The organism is Mesorhizobium sp. LNJC391B00, assembly GCF_000502535.1.
In the GTDB taxonomy this organism is placed as follows: Bacteria; Pseudomonadota; Alphaproteobacteria; order Rhizobiales; family Rhizobiaceae; genus Mesorhizobium.
On sequence record NZ_AYWI01000001.1, the window covers coordinates 495738 to 520579 of the forward strand.

Here is a 24842-nt window from a genome sequence, read left to right on the forward strand (position 1 = left end):
TCGCACACAACCCGCCCCAGGACGAGATGAACGATCGCACCTGCATCGTCACGCGCAAGCAAGCCGAGCCGGATGAGCTGATCCGTTTCGTCGTCGGCCCGGATTCGGCCGTCGTTCCTGACCTGAAGAGAAATCTGCCCGGCCGTGGTTGTTGGGTGAGCGCCGACCGCCTACATATCGACAAGGCGGCGGCGAAGAACTTGTTTGCCCGCGCCTTCAAGGCGCAGGTCGTCGTGCCGCCCGATCTCGGCGGCATGGTCGACGGACTGCTTGCACGATCCGCTTTGGGTATGCTTGGCCTTGCCCGCAAGGCTGGCTCGATCGCACTCGGCGCAACCAAGGTCGAGAGCGCGGTGCGCTCGGGGTTGGCGCTTTTCGTGCTCCACGCGACCGAGGCATCCGACGATGGCGTGCGCAAGATCAGTCAGGCGCGGCGGGCAACTGTCCACCTCGGCGGGCCGGCAGTCCTTGCCTACAAACTTTTCTCCGAGGCCGAGTTGAGCTTGGCATTGGGGGGTACAAATGTGATACATGCTGCCGTTCTCGCGGGAGACGCGGGCAAGGCGGTTGAGAGGCGCATGGTTGCGCTCGACCGATATCGGGGCGGAACCCCCGACGATCTGGCAATGCTTGCGGCCGTTGCTGACGAAGATGATGCTGCAGAGGATATGGAATGAGCGATACGAAATCGGGCGACGACAAGACGTTGAGTGTTACACCGAAGAAGACCTTGACGCTGAAGCGCCCCGGTACCGAGCAGAGCGTCGTGCGACAGAATTTCTCGCATGGCCGCACCAAGCAGGTCCAGGTCGAGATCAAGAAGCGCAAATTCTCCATGCCCGGCGACAAGCCGGAGCCGGTGGCTGCACCCGTATTTACGCCCAAGCCCGCGGTAGTGGCAGCCCCCGTCGTGCAGGAAGCGCCCAAGGCGCCGCCTCCGCCGCCGCCGGCCGAACGCGGCGGCATGGTGCTGAACGAACTGTCGCGCAATGAAATGGAAGCGCGCCGCAGGGCGCTCGAAGGCTCCAAGGTTCGCGACGTCGAGGACCGCCAACGCGCCATCGAAGAGGCCAAGCGCCGCAACGAGGATGAGGAACGCCGCAAGCGCGAGCGCGAGGAATCCGCGCGCCGTCAGGCCGAGGAAGAAGCCCGCCTGCAGACCGAGGCCGAGTCCCGCCGCCGCGCCGAGGAAGAAGCGCGCCGCCGCGCGCCGCAGGCTGCCGAGCTTGTGGCATCGGACGACGAGGAAGAGGTCAAGCCGAAGCGCACCGCCGCCGGCGCCCCGGTACGCCGTCCGGTTACGCCCGAAGTGGCGCGCCCGGCCAAGCCGACCAAGGCCGAGGAAGACCGTCGTCGCGGCAAACTGACCCTCAACACGGCGCTTTCCGACGAGGACGCGCGCGCCCGCTCGCTGTCGTCGATGCGTCGCCGCCAGGAAAAATTCAAGCGCGCGATGCATAATGAGCCGCGCGAGAAGGTTATGCGCGAAGTGATCCTGCCTGAAACCATCACCATCCAGGAACTGGCGCAGCGCATGTCCGAGCGCGCTGTCGATGTGGTCAAGTACTTCATGAAGCAGGGCCAGATCCTGAAGCCGGGCGACATCATCGACGCCGACACGGCCGAGCTGGTCGCCACCGAATTCGGCCACACGGTCCGCCGCGTCGCCGAGTCCGACATCGAGGAAGGCCTGTTCAACATTGCCGACAATGCCGAGGACCTGGTGTCGCGGCCGCCTGTCGTGACCATCATGGGCCATGTCGACCACGGCAAGACCTCGCTGCTCGACGCCATCCGCAATGCCAATGTCGTCTCCGGCGAAGCCGGCGGCATCACCCAGCATATCGGCGCCTACCAGGTCGAGAAGAACGGTCAGAAGATCACCTTCATCGACACGCCCGGTCACGCCGCCTTCACGGCGATGCGCGCCCGCGGCGCTCAGGCGACCGACATCGCCATCCTGGTGGTGGCGGCCGACGACAGCGTCATGCCGCAGACCATCGAATCGATCAGCCATGCCAAGGCGGCCGGCGTTCCGATCATCGTGGCGATCAACAAGATCGACAAGCATGATGCCGATCCGCAGAAGGTGCGGTCGGAACTGCTGCGCCATGAGGTGTTCGTCGAATCGATGGGCGGTGAAGTGCTGGACGTCGAAGTGTCGGCGACCAAGGGCACCAACCTCGACAAGCTGTTGGAAGCGATCCTGCTGCAGGCCGAAATCCTCGACCTCAAGGCCAATCCGGACCGTACCGCCGAGGGCGTGGTCATCGAAGCCCAGCTCGACAAGGGCCGTGGCCCCGTCGCCACCGTACTGGTGCAGACCGGCACTTTGATGCCGGGCGACATCCTCGTCGCCGGCAATGAGTGGGGCCGGGTGCGCGCTCTGGTCAACGACCGTGGCGAGCAGATCAAGGAGGCGCCGCCGGCTATGCCGGTCGAGGTGCTCGGCCTGCAGGGCACGCCGCAAGCCGGCGACCGCTTCGCTGTCGTCAACAACGAGGCCCGCGCCCGCGAGATCACCGAATATCGCCAGCGTCTGGCGCGCGAGAAGGCAGTGGCTCGCCATGCCGGCCAGCGCGGCTCGCTCGAACAGATGATGTCGCAGCTGCAGACGAGCGGGTTGAAGGAATTCCCGCTGGTCATCAAGGGCGACGTGCAGGGTTCGATCGAGGCGATCAACGCCGCTCTCGACAAGCTTGGCACCGACGAGGTGCGTGCGCGCATCGTTCATGCCGGCGCCGGCGCCATCACCGAAAGCGACGTGTCGCTGGCGGAGACCTCGGGGGCCGCGATCATCGGCTTCAACGTCCGTGCCAACGTGCAGGCACGTGCGGCCGCGGCGGCCGCGGGCATCGAAATCCGCTACTACTCGATCATCTACAACCTTGTCGATGATGTGAAGGCAGCACTTTCCGGCTTGCTGTCGCCGGAACGCCGCGAGACCTTCATCGGCAATGCCGAGATCCTCGAGATCTTCGACATCACCAAGGTCGGCAAGATCGCCGGCTGCCGTGTCACCGAAGGCAAGGTCGAGCGTGGAGCGGGCGTGCGCCTGATCCGCGACAACGTCGTCATCCATGAAGGCACGCTGAAGACCCTCAAGCGCTTCAAGGACGAAGTCGCGGAAGTTCCGGGCGGCCAGGAGTGCGGCATGGCCTTCCAGAACTACGAGGACATGCGCGTTGGCGACATCATCGAGTGCTTCCGCGTCGAGATGGTGACCCGGACGCTCTGAGTTCGTATACTGTCGATACGACCGGGCGGTGGTCGAAAGACTGCCGCCCTAACTTTAATGCCTGTCGCCCAAAAGTGCGGGATAAACGATATGCATAGAAACAAGTATGAGACATGCGGCACGGTCCCATCCCGCGCCTCACGCTTTCCGGATTGAGAAAAATGCCCCGTCCAACCGCCTCCAGCCCATCCCAGCGCATGCTTCGCGTCGCCGAACAGGTGCGCCATGCGCTGTCGGAAACCTTGCAGCGCGGCGAGATTATCGACCCGCTGATCGAGAACACCGTGGTTTCGGTCTCGGAAGTGCGCATGTCGACTGATCTGAGGGTCGCAACGGCCTTCGTTTCGCCGCTCGGCGCCAAGGACACGGGTGCGGTCATCGACGCGCTCAACAAGCATGCGAAGTTCGTCCGTGGCCGCGTCTCCGGCGCGCTCCGCCAGATGAAGTTCATGCCGGAGTTCCGCTTCAAGCTCGATACGTCCTTCGACAATTTCGCCAGGATCAACGATTTGCTGAAATCGCCCGAAGTCGCGCGAGACTTGGGTGCCGATGGCGAAGACAACGACAAGGACGAGAAATAGTGGGGCGCCGCGGCAAGAAGAAGGGACGGCCGATCTCCGGCTGGGTGGTGCTGGACAAGCCGGTTGGCATGGGTTCGACCGAAGCCGTCTCCAAGATCAAATGGCTTTTCCAGGCAGAAAAGGCCGGCCATGCCGGCACGCTCGACCCGCTGGCCTCTGGCATGCTGCCGATCGCGCTCGGCGAGGCAACCAAGACCGTGCCTTATGTGCAGGACGGCGCCAAAATCTACCGGTTCACCGTCGCCTGGGGCGAGGAGCGTTCGACCGACGATCTCGAAGGCCCGGTGACGCAAAGTTCCGACCGCCGTCCGGCGGAAAACGATGTCAGGGCGCTGCTGCCGAACTACACCGGCGTCATCATGCAGACACCGCCGCAATTCTCGGCCATCAAGATATCAGGCGAACGCGCCTACGATCTCGCCCGTGGGGGCGAGACAGTCGACATCCCCGCGCGCGAGATCGAGATCGGCCGTCTGGACATCGTCGAGCACGCTGCCGACCACACTTCGTTCGAGGTCGAATGCGGCAAAGGCACCTATGTGCGCTCGCTGGCCCGCGACATGGGCCGCGACCTCGGCTGCTTCGGCCACATCGCCGAATTGCGCAGGGTCGAGGTCGAGCCGTTCACCCAGGAGGATTTCGTCACCGTCGCCGAACTGGAAGCCGCCCGTTTCGGCGAACAGCGCGAAGCTGACAAAGAGGGCGACGCCGATGTTTCCGACGCGCCGATCGACTTTGGCGCCATCGATGCGCTGCTTGTCGACACGGCCGCCGCGCTCGACTGCCTGCCCCAGATCGCCATCAGCGACGAAGCGGCGACCAAGATCCGCCTTGGCAATCCCGTCATCATCCGCGGCCGCGACGCGCCCGTGGAAGCCGAGGAAGCCTGCGCCACCGCGCGCGGCAAGCTTGTCGCCATCGGCGCCATCGAGCAAGGCATGTTCAAGCCGAAGCGGGTCTTTGTCGGCTGACCACTCTCGTCTAGTCTTACGTCGACGTCACATCCGAGGGGCACATGGCAAAGGCTGAGGCGGTGAAGAAGCGGGCGCCAGTGACAACGCGCCGGCCGCCGGTTGGCGCCTCGCCCGGCACGCTGATCGCCGATCCGGCGGCGCGACGGTCCGAGCTGCGGCTGACGCTGATTTCGCCTGAAAAATTCAAGACCATCAACGATGCCAGCATCGACGATCTCAACACCCATTGCGACAACTGGCCGGTCGTCTGGTTGGACTGCACCGGTCTCGCCAACATCCAGCTGATCGAGGAGATCGGCCGGATCTTCAACCTGCATCCACTGGCTCTGGAAGATGTCGTCAACACCGGCCAGCGGCCGAAGGTCGACTTCTTCGAGGACCACGCCTTCGTCGTCATGCGCATGATCGACGACGTCAAGGTGCATCGCTATGAGCAGATCGCGGTGTTCTTCGGCAAGAAATTCGTCGTCACCTTCCAGGAGCGCGAAGGCGATCCGTTCGACCCCGTGCGCAAGCGCATCGCCGCAGCGTTGCCCAACCGCTTGCGGATGCGCGGCGCCGACTATCTGGCCTATGCGCTCATCGATTCCATCGTCGACAGCTATTTCCCGCCGATTGAGGCCGCTAGCGAGGAGGTCGATGGCATCGAGGACGAGATGCTCAACACGCCTCACAAGCATCAGATGCGCCAGCTGCACGAATTGCGGCGCGACGCCAATGTGCTCAAGGGCGTGCTGTGGCCGATGCGCGACGCGCTGGCGACGCTGATCCGCAACGACGTGCCCTATGTGAAGCCGGAGACGAAAATCTTCTTCAATGACACGCTCGACCACGCATTGCGGCTGATCGAGCTGGTCGAGAACCAGCGTGATATGCTGACCGGCTTGATCGAAATGCATTTGTCGCTGAGCCAGGCGCGCACCAACGATGTGATCTCTTATCTCACCATCGTCTCGGTGATTTTCATGCCGCTAACCTTCCTGGTCGGTATCTGGGGGATGAATTTCGATCCCGAGAGCTCGCCGTGGAACATGCCGGAACTGAAAGCCTACTATGGCTACCCGGCTTCGCTGCTGTTCATGCTGGCCGTTGCTGTCGGGCTGATCGTCTTCTTCAAAAGCAAGAAGTGGCTGTAAGCTTCAGGTGTCAGGGGAATCCTGGATTCCCGAGCAAAGGGCTGCGACAAGCCGGCTTTATGAATGGGCTGGTGTTTTCCGGGGAATTGCCCTATATGCGCCGCAGCATCGCGCCATGTCGCTTTGCTTGCACCGGCCCCTGCTGGACGACATCCCGGCTAAGGGCGACCCGTTTCCTCAAACAGATAAGGAAAAACACGATGTCGATTACTGCCGAGCGCAAACAGGAATTGATGGGTGAATTCGCAACCGCCAAGGGCGATACCGGGTCTCCGGAAGTCCAGGTGGCCATCCTTTCCGAGCGCATCAAGAACCTGACCGACCACTTCAAGGACCACAAGAAGGATAACCATTCCCGCCGTGGTCTGCTCGCTCTCGTCTCCCAGCGCCGCAGCCTGCTTGATTATCTCAAGCGCAAGGATGACGCGCGCTATCAGACGTTGATCGAGAAGCTCGGTCTGCGCCGTTGACGAATTGACCGGCGGGCTTTCGAAGGAGAGCCCGCCGGTCGCGCATTCTGCCAGTCGCATCGATTGGCCAGACCCGGTTTCGAGCGTGCAGAGGCCACTCGAAACCGCCCATGGACGGTCATGGGGCAGGATTGCAGGACGCTCGTGCGCTAACCAGCGCCGAATCTACCCGAGCTTCCCGTTGTCTTGCCCGTGGCTGCCCGAGAAAGGAAGCCAGGGAAAGGGCATCCGCGCACCGTGAAACGGCGCGGCCCTTTCCGCTTACTAAGGACAAGATATGTTCAACTACCACAAAGTGGAAATCGAATGGGGCGGCCGTCCGCTCATCCTGGAAACTGGCAAGATCGCACGTCAGGCTGACGGCGCGGTGCTTGCGACCTATGGCGAAACCAAGGTTCTCGCCACCGTCGTTTCGATGAAGGAGCCGAAGCCAGGCCTCGATTTCTTCCCGCTGACCGTCAACTACCAGGAAAAGACCTACGCCGCCGGCAAGATCCCGGGCGGCTACTTCAAGCGCGAGGGACGTCCGAGCGAAAAGGAAACGCTGGTTTCCCGCCTGATCGACCGCCCGATCCGCCCGCTCTTCGCCGACGGCTACAAGAACGACACCCAGATCGTCGTCACCGTCGTCCAGCATGACCTCGAGAACGATCCCGATATCCTGTCGATCGTCGCCACCTCGGCCGCTTTGACGCTGTCGGGCGTTCCCTTCATGGGCCCGATCGGCGGCGCTCGCGTCGGCTACATCAACGGCGAATACGTGCTCAACCCGCATGTCGACGAGATGCAGGAATCCAGGCTCGACCTCATTGTCGCCGGCACCGCCGACGCCGTGCTGATGGTCGAGTCCGAAGCCAAGGAACTCGGCGAAGAGCTGATGCTCGGCGCCGTCATGTTCGGCCACAGGGGCTTCCAGCCGGTGATCGACGCCATCATCAAGCTGGCCGAAGTTGCCGCCAAGGAGCCGCGCGATTTCACAGCGCCGGACTACTCCGCGCTCGAAGCCGAAATGCTGAAGATCGTCGGCGACGAGCTCAGCAATGCCTACAAGAACGTCGACAAGCAGAAGCGTTACGCCGCCGTCGACGCCGTCAAGGCGAAGGTCAAGGCAGCGTTCGCTCCGGCCGAAGGCGAAGACGCCAAGTACACCTCCGAGCAGATCGGTTCGGTGTTCAAGGAACTCCAGGCCAAGGTCGTGCGCTGGAACATCCTCGACACCGGTTCGCGCATCGATGGCCGTGACCTCAAGACCGTCCGCAAGATCGTCTCGGAAGTCGGCGTCCTGCCGCGCACGCACGGTTCGGCGCTGTTCACCCGCGGCGAGACCCAGGCGCTGGTCGTTGCCACGCTGGGCACCGGCGAGGACGAGCAGTATGTCGATTCGCTGACCGGCATGTACAAGGAGAAGTTCCTCCTTCACTACAACTTCCCTCCCTACTCCGTCGGCGAGACCGGCCGCATGGGTTCGCCGGGCCGCCGCGAAATCGGCCACGGCAAGCTCGCCTGGCGCGCCATCCGTCCGATGCTGCCGAGCGCGGACCAGTTCCCCTACACGCTGCGCGTCGTCTCGGAGATCACCGAGTCCAACGGTTCGTCGTCGATGGCCACCGTCTGCGGCACATCGCTGGCGCTGATGGATGCCGGCGTTCCGCTGGCCAAGCCGGTTGCTGGTATCGCGATGGGCCTGATCAAGGAAGGCGAGCGCTTCGCGGTTCTGTCCGACATCCTGGGTGACGAAGATCACCTCGGCGACATGGACTTCAAGGTTGCCGGTACCGAAGGCGGCATCACCTCGCTGCAGATGGACATCAAGATCGAGGGCATCACCGAGGAGATCATGAAGATCGCGCTGGACCAGGCCAAGGACGGCCGCCAGCATATCCTCAGCGAGATGGCGCATGCTCTGACCGGCGCCCGCCCCGAACTCGGTGAGTTCGCACCGCGCATCGAGGTTATGCACATCCCGACCGACAAGATCCGCGACGTGATCGGCTCCGGCGGCAAGGTTATCCGTGAGATCGTCGAGAAGACCGGCGCAAAGATCAACATCGAGGACGACGGCACGGTCAAGATCGCTTCGTCGAACGCCAAGGAGATCGAGGCGGCCAAGAAGTGGATCCATACCATCGTCGCCGAGCCGGAAGTCGGCGAAATCTACGAAGGCACGGTCGTCAAGACCGCCGACTTCGGCGCTTTCGTCAACTTCTTCGGTCCGCGTGACGGCCTCGTCCACATCTCGCAGCTTGCCAACGACCGGGTCGCCAAGACCTCGGACGTCGTCAAGGAAGGCGACAAGGTCTGGGTCAAGCTGATGGGCTTCGACGAGCGCGGCAAGGTCCGCCTGTCGATGAAGGTCGTCGACCAGGCCACCGGCAAGGAAATCGCCCGCGACAAGAAGGCCGAAGGCGAAGAAAACGCCGCCTGAGTGGTCTGACAATAGAGTTGAACGGGCGCGGCTTATGTCGCGCCCGTTTTCGTTTAATACCCGTCTACGACATGAGAATCGAAGAATGGCCGCTGAGCCGCTGAAGACACTGTTCCATCCCTTCGAGGCCGAGGGGCTCCCTCTGCCGCAAAAGGGCGAGCGTGTGTTGTTCCTGGGTGCGGAGCCCGGCTTCCGCTTGCCGGAAGGCTTCGAGGCAGAGCTCCATCTTGCACAGGGTTTCCGGCCGCATCTCCGAGCGCTGGAGCGTGCCGGTCACAAGGTAACGCCCCGCTCGGAAGGCGATGCATTCGATGCAGCGCTCGTGCTTGCCGGCCGCCATCGTGGGCTAAACGAGATGCGTATTGCCGAGGCGATCGAACGCGTCACGCCGGGCGGTCTGATCATTGTCGCCGGCGGTAAGGACGAAGGCATCGCCAGCCTGCGCAAGCGCATCGACGAGCTTGTCCCCATCGAAGGGCATCTGCCGAAATATCACGGCATCGCCTTCTGGCTTCGCCGTCCGGTCGATCTGGCGCCTGCGGAAAAACTGCGCGTCGCCAATCCTGCCTTGGTCGTAGAGGACCGCTTCCGCACTGCGCCGGGCATGTTCTCCTTCGACCGGATCGACGCCGGCTCGAAACTTCTGGTCGACAACCTGCCCAAAGACCTGCGCGGCAACATTGCTGATTTCTGCGCCGGCTGGGGTTATGTCGCCGCCGAGGTCGCGGCACGTTCATCCGGTATAACGGGGCTCGACCTTTACGAAGCGGATTTCGACGCGCTTGAGGCGGCCAAGGGCAATATCGGCCAGACAGGCTTCGAGCCCGGCTTCTTTTGGACCGATCTGCTGAGCGAGCCGGTCGAGCGGCGCTATGATGCCATCGTCATGAACCCGCCCTTCCATCGCAGCCGGGCGGCCGAGCCGGAAATCGGCGCCGGCATGATCCAGGCGGCGGGCAAGGCGCTGAAGCCGGGCGGGCGGCTGTTCATGGTGGCGAACCGTCAGCTGCCTTACGAACCGGTTCTGAAGGCCGTCTTCTCCAGCCATGCCGAGCTCGCCCGCGACGGCATGTTCAAGGTTTTCTCCGCGCGCCGATAGGACGGTGCCGGTCGCCTCAATGCATGCTGACGATGCGCGCCGGCTCGTGGACGGGAATGGTCGGTCTGATATCGCCAGGCTTGATCTTGAGCGGCGCCGGCCTGCCGAACAGATAGCCCTGCACCATCTCGCAACCAGCTGCTCGCAAAAGCGTCGCCTGGTTCTCGGTCTCGACGCCTTCGGCGATGATGCCGACGCCGAGCGCCCGCGACAGGCCGACGATGGTAGAGACGACGGCGCCCGAATTCGAATCGGTGTCGATGCGGCTGACGAAGGAGCGGTCGATCTTCAGCTTGCCGAAGGCGAAGTCGATCAGGTAGCTGAGATTGGAATAGCCGGTGCCGAAATCGTCGACGGCCACCGAAATGCCCATGTCGGCAAGCTGCTGCAGGATGGTGGCGGCGCGGTCGCGGTCCTGCATCATCGCCGTCTCGGTCACTTCGAGCTCCAGCCGCGACGGCTTGATGCCGGTGCTGGCCATCGTATCGCGCACGATGCCGACGAAATCCTTGGTCATGAACTGGACCGGCGAGATGTTGACGGCAACGAAGCAGTCCTCGGGCAAATGACGGGCATCGCTGCAGGCCTTGTTCAGCACCCAATTGCCGATCGGGTGGATCATGCCGGTCTCTTCGGCGATCGGAATGAATTCCATCGGCGGGATCATGCCGCGTTCCGGGTGCTTCCAGCGGATCAGCGCCTCGTAGCCGACGATACGGCCGGTCGGCAGGTCGAGCTGCGGCTGGTAGTGAAGGTCGAAATCGCCACGGACGAAGGCGATGTGCAGTTCGGATTCGATCCAGTGGCGGTAGTCGGCGACCTGGCCCATGTCGGAATGGAAGACCGACCAGTTGCCCACGCCGCCGGCGCGGGCATTCTGCAGCGCCAGGTTGGAGCGGCGCAGGATGAGGACCGGATCGACGCCATCCTTTGGCATCGCCACGATGCCGACCGACAGGCCGACCGACTGCAGGTGGGAATCGAGCTGGTACGGCTTCAGCATCTCCTCGATCATGGTTTCGACGGTGCTTTCCATGGACCTTTGGAGTTGGTGTTCCCAGACAAGGATAGCGAACTCGCCGGCGCCGATGCGCCCCATCACCGCGCCTTCGGGCATGCAGGCCTTCAACCGCTTGGTGAAGCCGCGGATCAGTTCGTCGCCATGGCTGTAGCCGATGGCGTCGTTGATCTGCTTGAAGCGGTCGATGTCGATGTCGATGAGGAACACCGGCTCACCGGTCCTGATCGTCGCGGACGCCGCGTCGGCAATCCTGCCGACCATCGCCGGCCGCGCAAAAAGCCCGGTCAGCTTGTCGAAATGGGTTTCGTTGAAAACGTAGTCCACCGATTCATCGACGCCGGCGAAGAAGGACAAGGCAGCACCGGCGGCGGCCAGCGCGCATAGCGCCGACGCGATGCCGATCATGGTTTCCGCCTGCATGCCGGCAAAGCCGTCCCCGAAACCATGCCGGAGGCCCCAAAGCCCAAGGATGAAACTGCCAAGGCCCGAACTGGCGACGGTGAGCAGCCGGAACACAGGCGTTCGCTTCGGGTTGCTGACAGCAGGCATTGCTCAGTCCCTGTCGCATGATCCCGAAATCAACTCGACTTTCGGAAATATCAAGCGCAAATTCATAAAGGCTAAAGCATCCTTTGCGCCCAGCAAGAACGCGCAGAGCCCAAGCCCATAAGACTTCTAGCGGATATCTCCTTAAAATGAGTTTCCGCCGATGCATCTAATTTTACTGGTGAGTTAATCGCGTACGCTGTCGGTCTGCTTCAACTCATCCAGGGTTGGCATCGACACGATGTGATAGCCGGAATCCACATAATGGATTTCGCCGGTGACGCCTGACGAGAGGTCGGACAAAAGATAGAGCGCCGAGCCGCCGACCTCGTCGATGGTCACCGTGCGGCGCAGCGGCGAGTTGCGCTGCTGGTAGGAGTACATGTGGCGGGCGTCCGAGATTCCGGCGCCGGCCAAAGTACGCACCGGTCCCGCCGATATGCCGTTCACCCGGATGCCGCGCGGGCCATAATCGTTGGCGAGATAGCGCACGCTGGCTTCCAGCCCGGCCTTGGCGACGCCCATGACGTTGTAGTTCGGCATGACGCGGACAGAGCCGGCATAGGTCAGCGTGATCATCGCGCCGCCTTCGCTCATCAGCGGGGCGGCATGGCGGGCGACCTCGGTGAAGGAGTAGCAGGAGATGACCATGGTGCGGACGAAATTGTCGCGGCTGGTGTCGGCGTAGAGCCCTTTGAGCTCGTTCTTGTCGGAAAAGCCGATGGCGTGGACGACGAAGTCGAGCCCGCCCCATTCCTTGCCGAGCGTCTCGAAGGTGGCGGCGACCGATGCGCTGTCCTCGACGTCGCACGGCACCACCAGTGACGCCCCAAGTTTCTCGGCAAGCGGCTTGACGCGGCGCCCGAAGGCGTCGCCCTGATAGGTGAAGGCAAGCTCCGCCCCGTGTTCGGACAATTTCCTGGCGATGCCCCAGGCGATCGAATGATCGTTGGCGACGCCCATGACAAGCCCGCGCTTGCCCTTCATCAGTCCGTCCATGGCCGGCAATCCCCCTACAATAAAACGCTGGCCTTATGCGGAATAGCGCTGGAAAATCAGCGTTGCGTTGGTGCCACCGAAGCCGAACGAGTTGGACAAAACCGTGTCGATCCTGGCGTCGTCGATGCGCTTGCGCACGATCGGCATGCCCTCGAATTCGGGATCGAGGTTTTCGATATGGGCGCTCTCGCCGATGAAGCCGCCTTGCATCATCAGGATCGAGTAGATCGATTCCTGTACGCCGGCGGCACCAAGGGAATGGCCGGTCAGCGACTTGGTCGAGGTGATGAACGGCATCGTGTCGCCGAACACCTCTCGGATGGCGCCCATTTCCCGGGAATCGCCGACCGGCGTCGAGGTGCCGTGGGTGTTGATGTAGTCGACCGGCGCGGACACCGTCGCCAGAGCCTGGCGCATGCAGCGCACCGCGCCTTCGCCCGACGGCGCCACCATGTCGTAACCGTCCGACGTCGCGCCATAGCCGACGATCTCAGCGTAGATCTTGGCGCCGCGCGCCTTGGCGTGTTCGAGCTCCTCCAGGATGAGGACGCCCGCGCCGCCCGCGATGACGAAGCCATCGCGATTGGCGTCATACGCGCGGGAAGCTGTTGACGCCTTGTCGTTATACTTCGACGACATCGCCCCCATGGCATCGAACAGGTCCGACATCGTCCAGTCGAGGTCCTCATGGCCGCCGGCAAACATCACATCCTGCTTGCCCCACTGGATCAGTTCGTAGGCGTTGCCGATGCAATGCGCCGAGGTCGAGCAGGCCGACGAGATCGAATAGTTGACGCCGTGGATCTTGAACCAGGTGGCGAGCGTCGCCGACGCGGTCGACGACATCGCCTTCGGCACCGCGAACGGACCGATGCGCTTGGGGCTGTTGTTCTTGAGCGTGGTCTCGGCCGCCTCGACGATGGTGCGGGTCGAGGGGCCACCCGAGCCCATGACAATGCCGGTGCGCTCATTGGTGATGTCGCTTTCGCCAAGCCCGGCGTCGGCGATCGCCTGGTCCATCGCGACATGGTTCCAGGCCGCGCCCTGGCTCAGGAAGCGCATGGCGCGCCGGTCGATCATAGGGGTCGGGTCGAGCGTCGGCGCGCCCCAGACCTGGCAGCGGAAGCCGTGTTCGGCGAAGGAATCGGAGAAGCTGATGCCTGATTTGGCATCGTGGAGCGAGGATTGCACCTCGTTGGCGTTGTTGCCGATCGACGATACGATGCCGAGGCCTGTGACGACGACCCTTCTCATTCGCAACTCCTTCCAGCGGATGATCCCGAAACCCTAGTCGGTTTTCGCCGGCGATCATACGCAAAATCAAAATGCCGCAGCGTCGTTGCGCGTCCGGGAACGCCCTGCTGCAGTGGCGCCGGTCAGGCGGCCGATTGCTTGGACAGCCCCACCTTGAGGTCCGTCGCAGCGTATATGGGTTCGCCGTCGGCCTTAAGCCAGCCATCGGCGATACCGAGCACCAGGCGTCCACGCATGACGCGCTTGAAATCGATGCCGTATTCCACCTTCTTGACCGAAGGCGTCACCATGCCCTTGAACTTGACCTCGCCGGTCGACAGCGCCATGCCCTTGCCCGGTTCGCCGAGCCAGCCGAGGTAAAAACCCGTCAATTGCCACATGGCGTCAAGGCCCAGGCACCCCGGCATGATCGGATTGCCGATGAAATGGCAGGCGAAGAACCACAGGTCCGGCTTGATGTCGAATTCGGCGCGGATGAAGCCCTTGTCGTGGGCGCCGCCGGTCTCGCTGATCTCGGTGATGCGGTCGAACATCAGCATGGGCGGGTAGGGTAGCTGGGCGTTGCCGGGCCCGAACAGCTCGCCGCGGGCGCAGGCAAGCAATTCCTCATAACCGTAGCTGGATTTCGAACCCGCCATATGTCTCGTCCCCATAATGTCCCGGGCGGTGGGGCGCCCTTGTCGTTGGTTTCCTAACACAATCCCTTTCGGGCCGGAAACCGGCGTTTGCGCTTAACCCGCCCGTCTGCCCGGGTCAATGCGCGCTCTCGCATCGGCCCGAAATCGATTTCGATTCCGGAAAGCACGATGCGACGCCAAAAAAGCGATAGAGCGCACTTAGTGCGTCCAACTGGACGCACGTCGCTCTATTGATCGTATTCCGCCAACAGAATATATGTCGGGAGGTATCCAGTTTCGGCCGATGACGTTTTTTCGCCACTCTGGGCGTGTCTTGAGGCAGAACTGTGGGCTTGGACGGATAGATGGATCTGGGCTGCCGGAAGGAAAATGTCGCTGTGGACAAGCGGGTTCGCGAAGCCGGCCTTAGGCCGACACGCCAACGCATTGCGCTGGCCGATCTGCTGTTTGCCAAGGGCGACCGCCACCTTTCGGCCGAGGAACTGCATGAAGAGGCGGTCGCCGCCGGCGTGCCGGTCTCGCTCGCCACCGTCTACAACGCGCTTCACCAGTTCACCCAGGCCGGCCTGCTGCGCATCCTGGCGGTCGAGGGGTCCAAGACCTATTTCGACACCAACACCTCCGATCACCATCATTTTTACATCGAAGGCGAAAACAGGATCTTCGATATAGAAAGCGGTCCGGTGACCGTCTCCAACCTGCCGGAGCCACCCGCAGGCATGGAGATCGCCAATGTCGACATCGTGGTGAGGCTGCGCCCGAAGCGCAACGTTTAAGCCCCACCCCATGAAGCCTGTCGATTTTGCAATCCGGCTCGAATGGGTTGCGGTCGCGCTCGTGGCTATAGTCGCCTATGCCGCGTCAGGCGTTTCCTGGTGGCTGTTCGCCCTGCTTATTCTGGCGCCCGACCTGTCGATGCTGGGCTATCTCGCCGGGGCACGGATCGGCGCTGTCGCTTACAACGCGTTGCACATCCTGATCGTCCCGCTGTTGCTGGCCCTCGCCGGATATGTTCTGGCCAATTCGACGGCGACCGCGATTGGTCTGATCTGGATCATCCACATCGCCGTCGACCGCGCGCTCGGCTACGGTCTCAAACTGTCGACCGGTTTTCAGGACACCCATCTCGGCCGTATCGGCCGTTAGGCCTCCAGCAATCTCAATTCTTGACGTGCTCGCCGGGATAGGCGCCCCACACCTGCGACTGGGCGATCCAGCCGGTGTGGCCGTCGAAGGTCATTTCGCACCACTGGCCATCGCAGGTTTTGATCGTGCCCGTAACGCCCGGCTCGATGATGGCGATGACGCTGGCGTCCTTATCGGCATCGTCGAGCAGATTGATTCGGCCACCTTTGGTGCGCTGCCAAGGGGCGACGATCGCGGTCCGGCGGCCCGACAGCAGCGACTGGTTGATCCAACCCTCCGAGCCATCGGCATCGCGCACGCGCCGCCAGGTATCGAATTCCTGGATGATTTCCATCGGCAGGCCGGCCTTTGTGTACATCCAGTCGACGGAATAGTTGGCGCCGGGGCCAACGCGCGAGTTGACGCGAGCCGATTTCAGGCTGACGAAACGCGGCAGCGGCAGGCCGCTCGGCCCGAGCGTGACCGTCTGCACAGGTGCGGCGGCACCTTGCGCCGCGGCTTGCGGGGAATGCAGGAGAGCGCCGAGAAGCGCTGCGCTGAGGATCAGGCGAAGCGACGCGAAACCAGACACTTTCATTCCTTTCGGCGCGTGCCCTTTGGTCCGGGCGCCCCTTTTTCTTTGTCTTCGGCGGCACCGCTTGTTACAGGAGTGGCAGGCACCGCGACCGGTATTCAGTTTCGCCTGTCTTGGTTAAAGAGGTCTCAACGAGATCGGGTTCGAGGAAACAATGGCAGGCAAAAAACGGCCTCTCGTCGTCATCACGCGCAAGCTGCCCGATCCGGTCGAGACCCGCATGCGCGAACTCTTCGACGCCAGGCTGAATGTCGAGGACAGGCCGATGACGCAGCCGGAGCTGGTCGCGGCGATCAAGGAAGCCGATGTGCTGGTGCCGACCATCACCGACCAGATCGATGCGGCGCTGATTGCCCAGGCCGGCGACAATCTCAAGCTGATCGCCAATTTCGGCAATGGCGTCGACAAGATCGATGTCGCTGCGGCGGCCAGGAAAGGCATTACCGTCACCAACACGCCGAACGTGCTGACCGAGGATACGGCCGACATGACCATGGCGCTGATGCTGGCCGGCCCGCGGCGGCTGGCCGAAGGCGCCAATGTGCTCACCAGCGACAAGAAATGGGCCGGTTGGTCGCCGACCTGGATGCTCGGCCGGCGCATCTGGGGCAAGCGCCTCGGCATTGTCGGCATGGGCCGCATCGGCACCGCTGTTGCCAGGCGCGCAAAGGCTTTCGGCCTGTCCATCCACTACCATAACCGCCATCGCGTGCTGCCGGCGGTCGAGGAAGGGCTGGAGGCGACCTATTGGGAAAGCCTCGACCAGATGCTTGCCCGCATGGACATCATCTCGATCAACTGCCCGTCGACGCCGGCGACCTTTCATCTGCTTTCGGCGCGGCGCCTGGCTCTGCTTCAGCCCACCGCCTATGTGGTCAACACCGCGCGCGGCGACATCATCGACGAGGAAGCGCTGGTCAAGCTGATCCAGGACGGCAAGATCGCCGGCGCCGGCCTCGACGTCTATGAGCACGAACCGGCGCTGAACTCGAAACTGCTGAAGCTTGCCGCCAAGAACAAGGTCGTGCTTTTGCCGCATATGGGTTCGGCGACGATCGAGGGCCGCATCGACATGGGCGAGAAGGTGATCATCAACATCCGCGCCTTCTTCGACGGGCACCGGCCGCCGGACCGCGTGCTGCCGCTACGGACTTGAAGCGGGCCGCGTTCAGGATGCGGTTGTGAGGGCGCCATCCGCCGCGACACTCACACGCTTGCCGCGATAGGCCTCAAAATCGTCGCGCTCGAGCCTGAGCGCTACCGGCGTCCGCCAGCCCATTTCCCTGGCCACGATCAAGCCAAGCAGCAGGATCGCGTCCGGCTCGTGCAGCACGAGTGCCGTCGGCGCATGGCCATTGTGGACGAGTTCCATCAGCACGGCTGACGCTGAGGACGAGCCGATCGTGCCGGGCAGGAACAGCACACGCCCGGAAATGGTCTCGCCATGCTGCGGGTGACGGACATCGGCGATGCGGCCGCTCTTCGGATCGACGCCGCCCCAGAAGCTGATCGGCGCCGTCAGCACCAAGGCCAGCCCTTCGCCTCCGCTGCCCGGCACCAGGATTTCAGCGACGGCGCTCATGCGGCGATATCCGTAAACCTGGGCTTACCGGCAACCGCGCTTTCCACGCAGTCGGCCAGCGAGCCGTAAAGCACGGCGTAACCGGTATTGCCCGGCGCGTAGTGCGCGAATTTTCCCGAATTGGTCATCAGCACGCCGCCGGCCAGATTCGGCAGGATCGGCGTCACCACCACGCAGGTGTCGGCGACGATGATGACGCCGCTGGCTTCGAGCATCTTGCGCTTGCCGTTCTGCTCCAGCCTGGTGAGCACGTGGCGGCCGGTGCAGGCGTAAATCGGCACGCTGAGCCGCCGCCCGCCAATCAGCCGCTCAAGTGCATCGAATTCGGCCAAAGACAGATGCGGACTGCCGATCGCCACGGCATCGATGGCGGTCTGCGTGGCTGCGGTGGACAGGCCGGCGCGGGCCTTCATGGCCATCTCCGGCGTTACGCGGATCATCGTTTCCGGCCTGCCGCCCACCAGGATGGTCTCGGCGTCGGGCGCTTCTGGCGTTACCCCAGCGATATGGAACAGGCCGACGGCGCCCGACGATGCCGCCGCCGCGCCGAAGGCCTTCAGCGCATCCTCGCCGGGATGGCTGGATATGCCGGTGACGACGCCGACCGCGTTGCCGACCTCACGGCCGTAGAGGTTGCCCAGCACCGGCCAGGCGATCTCCGAACCAAGGAACGAGGCGGAGAGGCCGGACACATCGAACACCAGCCGTGCCTGCCGGTTCTCGGGGCGATGCAGGCCGTAATCCGGCGCGCGGCCCGATATGGCGCAGGCGATGTCGAGGAAGTCGCCATAGCGGTTGGTGCGTGCCCCCAGCACCGAATTGCAGAACACCACCGCGTTGGATTCACCCCAGGCGACATCGCTGCCAAGCGCTGGCCTGTGGCCGGCCTGATAGGGCGCGCAGGTCCAGCTCTGCTCGCAGCCCAGTTTGCGGTAGGCCTCCATTATTCGTCGCGCCATGCCGCGCGCCGGCTCTTCGAGGCGCACGCGCGAGCAGCCCATCAGGTCGAGCGCGCCGACATTGAGCGTCGAGCGCACCGCGACCCTGGCGCCGCCATCGACCAGCCTTTCGGCAAACAGCGTGCCGGAATCGCCGTGATAGAGCGCGCCGTCTATATGCGTCGAGGCGATCGGGATCAGTCGCGGCGCGCCGAGCAGCGCAGCGCTTTCGGCAACGATGCGCATCGCCATCGCCGCCCCGTCATGGCCGGAGGCGATTGTCTGCTCCTGTGCGCTGAGGGCGAGGCTCACGCGAACTCCTTGCGCATGGTGATCGAGGTCGGCCGGTCATAACCGTCATGCGCCGTGCGCGCGGTTTCGCGGAAGCCGAGACGCGCAAAGGTTGCGTGATTTGCCGTGAGCTCGACCCGCGTCTGCAGTTCGATGGCGGGTTTGTTGCGGTTGCGGGCAAGGTCCTCGACAGCCTGCATCAATCGTCTGCCGATGCCTTGGCCCTGAAGCCCGAGTTCGACGGCGAACTTGCCGACATAGAAATCATCGGGTCTCTCCAGCGCAAAAACGCAGCCTGCGATCTGGCCGCCCTGCAGAGCCACGAACACCGTTTCCCGCCCAGCCTTGTCCCTCAGGCTTTCGACGCACAGCAGATGCGCAGAGGAGGGCGGGTCGATGACGCCGTCCATCGGTGCAAAGGCGCGCATGATCAGGCTGAGCAGTTCGTCCCAGCGGTCGAAGCCGGGGGCGAACTGCGTGACCAAAACACTGGCAGGCTGATCCATGCGGTCAGCTTCTCTTGTAGCGGATCGTGTCGAAGCGCGCCGACAGCGCATCGTAGAGCAGCAGCCGGCCGACCAGTGGTTCGCCGATACCGGTGATCAGCTTGATGGCTTCCATTGCCTGCAAGGTGCCGATGACGCCGGTCAGCGCACCGACGACCCCGGCCACCGCGCAGGACGGCACCAGTCCTTCCGGCGGCGCTTCAGGAAAGAGGTCGCGATATCCAGGGTTCGGTCTGCCGTCGGCGCCGGTCCCGAACGGCATCAACACCGTCACCGAGCCGTCGAAGCGGCCGACGGCGGCATGCACGAGCGGCCGCTTTTCCGCCGCGCAGGCATCCGCCACCACATAGCGCGTCTCGAAATTGTCGGAGCCGTCGACGACCACGTCGTAGCGCGCGACGAGAACGGCAGCATTGTCGGCCGTCAGCCTGAAATCGTGCAATTCCACCGCGACATGGGGATTGATCCGGGCGATCGCTGCTTTGGCGCTCTCGGTCTTCGCCGTGCCGACCGTATGGGTGGCGTGGATCACTTGCCGCTGCAGATTGGACAGCGAGACAATATCGTCGTCGACGATTCCAAGCGTGCCGACGCCGGCGGCAGCGAGATATTCCAGCACCGGCGCGCCGAGGCCGCCGGCGCCGATCACCAGTACCCGCGCCCGCTTCAGCCTCTGCTGGCCGGCGCCGCCGATCTCGGGCAGCACGATGTGGCGGGCATAGCGTTCGAGCTCTTCGTCGGTGAGGGCGGCAGGGGTCATTGCCGGACCATATAGCGGAGCAAAAAGCTTGTCAGGTCTCCTCGGTTGGCCCAACCGTGCCGTGGTCGACGGTGAGGAACTGCGCGCGTCCCCTCAGGCTGGAAAACAGCGCGGCGTCGGTTCCGGTCATGAAGGCCTGGCAGCTCAGCTCTTCCAGGATCGAGAACAGCGCGGCGCGCCGGCCGGCATCGAGATGCGCGGCAATCTCGTCGAGCAACAGGATCGGCGTCATCCCCGACATCTCGCCGGTCAGCCTTGCGTGCGACAACACGATGCCGACCAGCAGCGCCTTCTGCTCTCCGGTCGAGCAGAGTTCGGCCGGCATCGCCTTGGGGCGGTGGCGCACCAGCAGATCCGAACGGTGCGGGCCATCGAACGTGCGTCCGGCGGCGCGGTCGCGCTCGCGGCCGTCGGCAAGGGCGGCGCGATAGCGTTCCTCGACGTCCACGGCGGGTGCTGTGGCGACGTCGCTTTCAAGGTCGCCGGAGAGGCTGATGTCGGCCTGCGGAAACGGCCCGCTGGAAGGCAGCCTGTCGATCATGGCGGTAAGCAGGCGTACCAGTTCGGCGCGCGCAGCCGCGATCGCCACGCCGGTTTCGGCCATCTGCATCTCGATGGCGTCGAACCAGGCGCCATCGCGCGAGCCTTCCGTAAGCAAGCGGTTACGTCCGCGCATCGCCTTCTCGTAATCGAGCGCACGCTGGCCGTGGCCGGGATCGACAGCCAAAACCAGCCGGTCGAGAAAGCGCCGCCGGTCGGCGGCAGGTCCGGGGAACAGGCCGTCCATGGCCGGCGTCAGCCAGACGACGCGCAGCCATTCCAGCATGGCGTCTGCCGACCGTGCCGGCGCGCCATTGATGCGCACCTTGCGACCGCCCTCGCCGGCCGCTTCACCCCCGGTGATGCCGGTGCCGATCTCGACCTGTCCCTCCGGCCCGTCGAGCCTTGCGTGGAGCGCAAAGCCGCCATCGCCGCCTTCGCGGGCCACGTCGACATAGGGCGCACGGCGCAGGCCGCGGCCCGGCGTCAGCAGGGAGATGGCTTCCAGAAGATTGGTCTTGCCGGCGCCATTGTCGCCGGAAAACACCACAGGGCCGGGGGAAAAGCCGATCGACAGCGCCGCATAGTTGCGGAAATTCGTAAGTGTTAGCTTCCTTATGTGACTTTGTTCCGGCAACCGCTATCCGCCTGTAGAAGTCGCCGCAATCAATTATGCTGCAGTGTGCCGCAGTGCGGCTGCTACACCCGCATCGGCATCAGCACGTAGAGCGCGGTCTCATCGGCCATGTCGTGGATCAGCGTCGGCGAACCGGCATCGGCCAGCATGAACTTGGCTTCCGTGCCGGTCAGTTGAGCAGCGACGTCGAGCAGATATTTGGCGTTGAAGCCGATCTCGATCGGGTCGGACGAATAGTCGGCCGCCAGTTCCTCGGTGGCGCTGCCCGAATCCGGATTGTTGACGGCAAGCGTCACCTGGCCTTCGGTGATCGAAAGCTTCACCGCGCGGCCGCGCTCGGAGGAAATGGTCGAGACGCGATCGACGGCGGCGGCGAAGCTCTGGCGGTCGATGATCAGCTTCTTGTCGTTGCCGGTCGGAATGACGCGCTGGTAGTCCGGGAAAGTGCCGTCGATCAGCTTCGAGGTCAGAACCACGCTGCCGATGGTGAAGCGGATCTTGGTGTCGGACAATTCGGTGGTCACCGCGACATCGGGATCGTCGACCAGCTTCTGCAATTCGCTGACCGTCTTGCGCGGAATGATGATGCCCGGCATGCCTTCGGACCCGGCCGGAGCGTCGATCTCGGCGCGCGCCAGGCGGTGACCGTCGGTCGCCACCGAACGCAGCTTCAGCTTGCCGCCAGTTTCATGCGTGTGCAGGTAGATGCCGTTGAGATAGTAGCGCGTCTCTTCGGTGGAGATGGCGAACTGGGTCTTTTCGATCAGGCCTCTCAGGGCGACGGAATCGAGCCGGAAGATGTGTGAGAAGGACCCCGCCGAAAGCTCCGGGAAATCGGACTGCGGCAGGCACTGCAGGCGAAAGCTCGAGCGGCCCGACGTCACCGTCATGGCGTTGCCGTCCTCATCGGTCTTCAGCATCACTTCGGCGCCGTCGGCCAGCTTGCGCACGATGTCGTAGAGGAGGTGCGCCGGAACCGTCGTCGCCCCGCCGCGCTCGACCTTTGCCGGCGTCGCTTCGGTCACTTCGAGGTCGAGGTCGGTGGCTTTCATTTCAAGGCTGGCGCCCTCGGCGCTGAGCAGCACGTTCGACAGGATCGGTATGGTATTGCGCCGCTCGACCACGCGATGAACGTGGTTGAGCGACTTCAGGAGATTGGACCGTTCCAGGATAACACGCATGACGAAACAGGCTCGCTTGAATGAATGGACGGGTCACCAGTGGGCGGCGCCCCGCGAAAGGTCTGAACAGGCTCAGAATCTATGCAAACTGACAGGAAAAAGCCAGCAAACGCAAGTCCGGGCCACCGGTTCGCGCCGGTTAAGCGGGCTTTCTGGGGATAAAGCGGACGTTGGCCGGCAACCGATGCATGTCGCCGAAAACTGCGCAGCGGTTTTGGGACAACGACATGCATCAAAACAAGAAAATTTAAAGCGCGACGACCGAATACTCTAACCCGGCGCGCTCCGTTTGCCGCGCCGATCAGGCTTGGTCGTTGATCAGCCTGCGCAACAGTTCCAGTTCCTGCGCCAGCGTGTTGTCGACGCCGGAAAGGTCCTCGATCTTGCGCACCGCATGCAGCACCGTGGTGTGGTCGCGCCCGCCGAACCGCCGGCCGATCTCCGGCAGCGAGCGCGGCGTCAATACCTTCGACAGGTACATGGCGACCTGCCTGGGCTTCACGATGGTGCGCGTGCGCCGGTTGGACAGCAACTCGGTCTTCGACACATTGTAGTGGCGCGCCACGATGCGCTGGATGTCCTCGATGCGCACCCGCTTCGGCTCGCCAGAGCGATAGATGTGCCCCAGGATCTCGTCGATGCGGTCGATGGTGATCGCCGGCTCGAACGACTGACGAAACAGCAGTTGGTTGAACGCGCCTTCCAGCTCACGCCCGCTGCCGGTGACGGTACGGGCGACATGGTTGAGGATCTCCTCCGAAATATTGAGCGACGCATCGTCGACCTTGGCCGTGGCAAGCCGCAGCTTGAGCATGCCGATGCGCATGGCGAAGTCCGGCGCCGACATTTCCAGCGCGACACCGCCATTGAGGCGCGAGCGCACCCGCGGTTCCAGCGATTCCAGTTCCGACGGCGGCCTGTCGGCGGCAACCACCACTTGCTTGGCGCTGTCGAGCAGCATGTTGATGAGATGGCAGAATTCGTGCTGGATCGACTTGCCCTGCAGGAACTGCATGTCGTCGATGATCAAGAGGTCGATGTCGCGCAGCTGTTCCTTCAGCGTCAGCGCATTGTTGTCGCGGATCGCGGTGGCGAAGCGCCACATGAAATATTCGGCCGTCAGATAGACGACGCGCGATTTCGGGTTCTGTTTCAGGGATTCGGCCGCAATCGCCTGCAAAAGGTGCGTCTTGCCGAGCCCGACGGTCGCATGAAGGAACAGCGGGTTGAAGCGCACCGCGCTCGACTGCGATTCCGCCACGGCTTTGGCTGCGGCGAAAGCCACCCGGTTCGACGGGCCTTCGATGAAGGAGCCGAACGTGTAGCGCGGGTCGAGCGGCGACCCCAGCACATTGTGCCGGAATTCGCTCTCGATCGGCGTGCCGGGACGAGGGGCGGGCGCCCGCTCCACCCTGCCGGGGCCGACCGTGCCGGCCGCCAATGCGGTCTGCGTATGCTTGGTCATCTTGCGCGCCGGCACGGCCTCGGGTTCGACGCCATTGCGGGCAGGACGGGTCGCGGTGCGCACGACCATCTCGATCTTGAGGATTTCGGGATCCTCGTGCTTCCACAGATCGGCGATGAGATCGAGATAATGGCCATTGATCCACGAGCGCAGGAAGGCCGTGGGCACCGAGATGCGTACAATGCCCCGGGAAGCCTCAGCCACCTTCATACGGCCGAACCAGCTCGAATAGACCTCGGTTCCCAGGCGCGCCTTCAACTGGGCCTTGACCCGGTCGAACTTCTGTTCCGCGTCGCTGGAAGCCGCCATATCGTGCGCTCCGACCAATGTTCCGGGAAATGGCAGGTCGCCCGTAAGCTCCCGCTCGATGCCGCTCTGCATGATTGTGCGTCCCTTTTCCTTTGTACCTTTTTTCCGCCGGGAGTGCGCCTCCTGCACCCATGTTTCCGGCGACCGTATCTTCGCTACAACACCACCGCCGCCGCCGGCGGATGACGTTGCCTCGTCAGAATGGGATGGGTCCCGGCTGCTTAAAGCCAGTCCGTCTGACATGTTCGGGCAAAGCGGTGCTACCCGGCGAAAACGCCGGTGCGCCATCAAGCTGCCATGTACAATTACGCCAGTCCCCTATCGTATCGAAAAGGCAAGCCATACCCGTTCGCGGAATTGATCCACGTCATGAATTCTGCCACTGTTAGCTGGCCGATTCAGGCTGGGTTAAGGGCTAATGGCCCGTCCCTTTCGATAGACCGACATTACCGAAATCGCTGTGGATAGGGCAAGGCCACCTCTAACGGATTTTTAAGGAATCTGGTTAGTGAACAACGGTTCGGGCTCCGTG

Annotated in this window: 24 protein-coding genes; 12 read left to right on the forward strand and 12 right to left on the reverse strand. The window is 63.4% G+C overall.

Features of this window, described 5'->3' with window-relative positions; genetic code table 11:
- Positions 1–26: 26 nt before the first annotated feature.
- The 8 genes from X750_RS160380 to X750_RS160345 all read left to right on the forward strand — a co-directional run bounded on the left by X750_RS160380 (position 27) and on the right by X750_RS160345 (position 9923).
- Positions 27–677 carry an RNA-binding protein gene (locus X750_RS160380; RefSeq protein ID WP_023669556.1) on the forward strand — a complete coding sequence of 217 codons (651 nt, stop codon included), beginning with the start codon at positions 27–29 and terminating at the stop codon, positions 675–677.
- Complete coding sequence (gene infB / locus X750_RS160375) at positions 674–3238, forward strand: translation initiation factor IF-2 (protein ID WP_023669557.1); 2565 nt, start codon at positions 674–676, stop codon at positions 3236–3238. The genes X750_RS160380 and infB overlap by 4 nt, the downstream gene beginning before the upstream one ends.
- Before the next feature lie 161 nt (positions 3239–3399).
- Positions 3400–3819 (forward strand): 30S ribosome-binding factor RbfA, encoded by a 420-nt coding sequence (rbfA, locus tag X750_RS160370; protein ID WP_023669558.1) that lies wholly within the window; start codon positions 3400–3402, stop codon positions 3817–3819.
- A complete protein-coding gene (gene truB, locus X750_RS160365; protein WP_023746681.1) occupies positions 3819–4790 on the forward strand; it encodes a tRNA pseudouridine(55) synthase TruB in 972 nt (323 codons plus the stop codon). Before rbfA ends, truB begins: the two co-directional genes overlap by 1 nt.
- A 44-nt stretch (positions 4791–4834) precedes the next feature.
- Positions 4835–5929, forward strand: coding sequence for a magnesium/cobalt transporter CorA (gene corA / locus X750_RS160360; protein WP_023682006.1), 1095 nt, complete (start codon positions 4835–4837; stop codon positions 5927–5929).
- 95 nt (positions 5930–6024) lie between these two features.
- Positions 6025–6399, forward strand: coding sequence for a 30S ribosomal protein S15 (gene rpsO, locus X750_RS160355; RefSeq protein ID WP_280790898.1), 375 nt, complete (start codon positions 6025–6027; stop codon positions 6397–6399).
- A gap of 277 nt (positions 6400–6676) precedes the next feature.
- Positions 6677–8824, forward strand: a complete 2148-nt coding sequence (gene pnp, locus X750_RS160350) for a polyribonucleotide nucleotidyltransferase (protein ID WP_023682005.1) — start codon at positions 6677–6679, stop codon at positions 8822–8824.
- Between the two features lie 85 nt (positions 8825–8909).
- Entirely contained in the window at positions 8910–9923 is a 1014-nt protein-coding gene (locus tag X750_RS160345; protein WP_023715304.1) for a class I SAM-dependent methyltransferase, read from the forward strand.
- 16 nt (positions 9924–9939) lie between these two features.
- Here the strand turns inward: X750_RS160345 and X750_RS160340 are convergent, their stop codons facing one another.
- The 4 genes from X750_RS160340 to fabA all read right to left on the reverse strand — a co-directional run bounded on the left by X750_RS160340 (position 9940) and on the right by fabA (position 14381).
- Positions 9940–11493 carry a bifunctional diguanylate cyclase/phosphodiesterase gene (locus tag X750_RS160340; RefSeq protein ID WP_023669563.1) on the reverse strand — a complete coding sequence of 518 codons (1554 nt, stop codon included), beginning with the start codon at positions 11491–11493 and terminating at the stop codon, positions 9940–9942.
- A 183-nt stretch (positions 11494–11676) separates the two neighbouring features.
- Positions 11677–12489 (reverse strand): enoyl-ACP reductase FabI, encoded by an 813-nt coding sequence (gene fabI, locus X750_RS160335; RefSeq protein WP_023669564.1) that lies wholly within the window; start codon positions 12487–12489, stop codon positions 11677–11679.
- A 33-nt stretch (positions 12490–12522) separates the two neighbouring features.
- On the reverse strand, positions 12523–13743 hold the full coding sequence (fabB, locus tag X750_RS160330; RefSeq protein WP_023669565.1) for a beta-ketoacyl-ACP synthase I: 1221 nt from the start codon (positions 13741–13743) through the stop codon (positions 12523–12525).
- Positions 13744–13865: 122 nt separating this feature from the next.
- A complete protein-coding gene (gene fabA, locus X750_RS160325) occupies positions 13866–14381 on the reverse strand; it encodes a 3-hydroxyacyl-[acyl-carrier-protein] dehydratase FabA (RefSeq protein WP_023669566.1) in 516 nt (171 codons plus the stop codon).
- Between the two features lie 344 nt (positions 14382–14725).
- Between fabA and irrA the strand changes: the two genes are divergently transcribed.
- Positions 14726–15157 (forward strand): iron response transcriptional regulator IrrA, encoded by a 432-nt coding sequence (irrA, locus tag X750_RS160320; RefSeq protein WP_023699466.1) that lies wholly within the window; start codon positions 14726–14728, stop codon positions 15155–15157.
- 10 nt (positions 15158–15167) lie between these two features.
- Positions 15168–15527, forward strand: coding sequence for a DUF4260 domain-containing protein (locus X750_RS160315; protein ID WP_023746682.1), 360 nt, complete (start codon positions 15168–15170; stop codon positions 15525–15527).
- A gap of 13 nt (positions 15528–15540) precedes the next feature.
- On the opposite strand, the gene X750_RS160310 is transcribed toward X750_RS160315, so the two are convergent.
- The gene (locus X750_RS160310) at positions 15541–16098 is read right to left on the reverse strand and encodes an SH3 domain-containing protein (RefSeq protein WP_023669569.1); all 558 of its coding nucleotides are present in this window, start codon (positions 16096–16098) and stop codon (positions 15541–15543) included.
- A 157-nt stretch (positions 16099–16255) separates the two neighbouring features.
- Between X750_RS160310 and X750_RS160305 the strand changes: the two genes are divergently transcribed.
- The gene (locus X750_RS160305) at positions 16256–17257 is read left to right on the forward strand and encodes a D-glycerate dehydrogenase (protein ID WP_023696726.1); all 1002 of its coding nucleotides are present in this window, start codon (positions 16256–16258) and stop codon (positions 17255–17257) included.
- A 12-nt stretch (positions 17258–17269) separates the two neighbouring features.
- Here X750_RS160305 and X750_RS160300 read toward each other — a convergent pair whose 3' ends face one another.
- The 6 genes from X750_RS160300 to dnaN form a co-directional block, all read right to left on the reverse strand.
- A complete protein-coding gene (locus X750_RS160300) occupies positions 17270–17683 on the reverse strand; it encodes a DUF126 domain-containing protein (RefSeq protein ID WP_023696725.1) in 414 nt (137 codons plus the stop codon).
- Positions 17680–18933 carry an aconitase X catalytic domain-containing protein gene (locus X750_RS160295; protein ID WP_023746683.1) on the reverse strand — a complete coding sequence of 418 codons (1254 nt, stop codon included), beginning with the start codon at positions 18931–18933 and terminating at the stop codon, positions 17680–17682. The genes X750_RS160300 and X750_RS160295 overlap by 4 nt, the downstream gene beginning before the upstream one ends.
- Positions 18930–19418 (reverse strand): GNAT family N-acetyltransferase, encoded by a 489-nt coding sequence (locus tag X750_RS160290; protein WP_023696724.1) that lies wholly within the window; start codon positions 19416–19418, stop codon positions 18930–18932. The genes X750_RS160295 and X750_RS160290 overlap by 4 nt, the downstream gene beginning before the upstream one ends.
- 4 nt (positions 19419–19422) lie before the next feature.
- Positions 19423–20178 (reverse strand): molybdopterin-synthase adenylyltransferase MoeB, encoded by a 756-nt coding sequence (locus X750_RS160285; protein WP_023681998.1) that lies wholly within the window; start codon positions 20176–20178, stop codon positions 19423–19425.
- A 31-nt stretch (positions 20179–20209) separates the two neighbouring features.
- Complete coding sequence (gene recF / locus X750_RS160280; protein WP_023726852.1) at positions 20210–21355, reverse strand: DNA replication/repair protein RecF; 1146 nt, start codon at positions 21353–21355, stop codon at positions 20210–20212.
- Positions 21356–21417: 62 nt separating this feature from the next.
- Positions 21418–22536 (reverse strand): DNA polymerase III subunit beta, encoded by a 1119-nt coding sequence (gene dnaN, locus X750_RS160275; RefSeq protein ID WP_023669575.1) that lies wholly within the window; start codon positions 22534–22536, stop codon positions 21418–21420.
- Between dnaN and X750_RS1000000165605 the strand changes: the two genes are divergently transcribed.
- Positions 22535–22810, forward strand: a complete 276-nt coding sequence (locus X750_RS1000000165605) for a hypothetical protein (protein WP_155922476.1) — start codon at positions 22535–22537, stop codon at positions 22808–22810. The genes dnaN and X750_RS1000000165605 overlap by 2 nt on opposite strands.
- A gap of 27 nt (positions 22811–22837) precedes the next feature.
- On the opposite strand, the gene dnaA is transcribed toward X750_RS1000000165605, so the two are convergent.
- A complete protein-coding gene (dnaA, locus tag X750_RS160270; RefSeq protein ID WP_031195619.1) occupies positions 22838–24382 on the reverse strand; it encodes a chromosomal replication initiator protein DnaA in 1545 nt (514 codons plus the stop codon).
- Positions 24383–24842 lie beyond the last annotated feature (460 nt).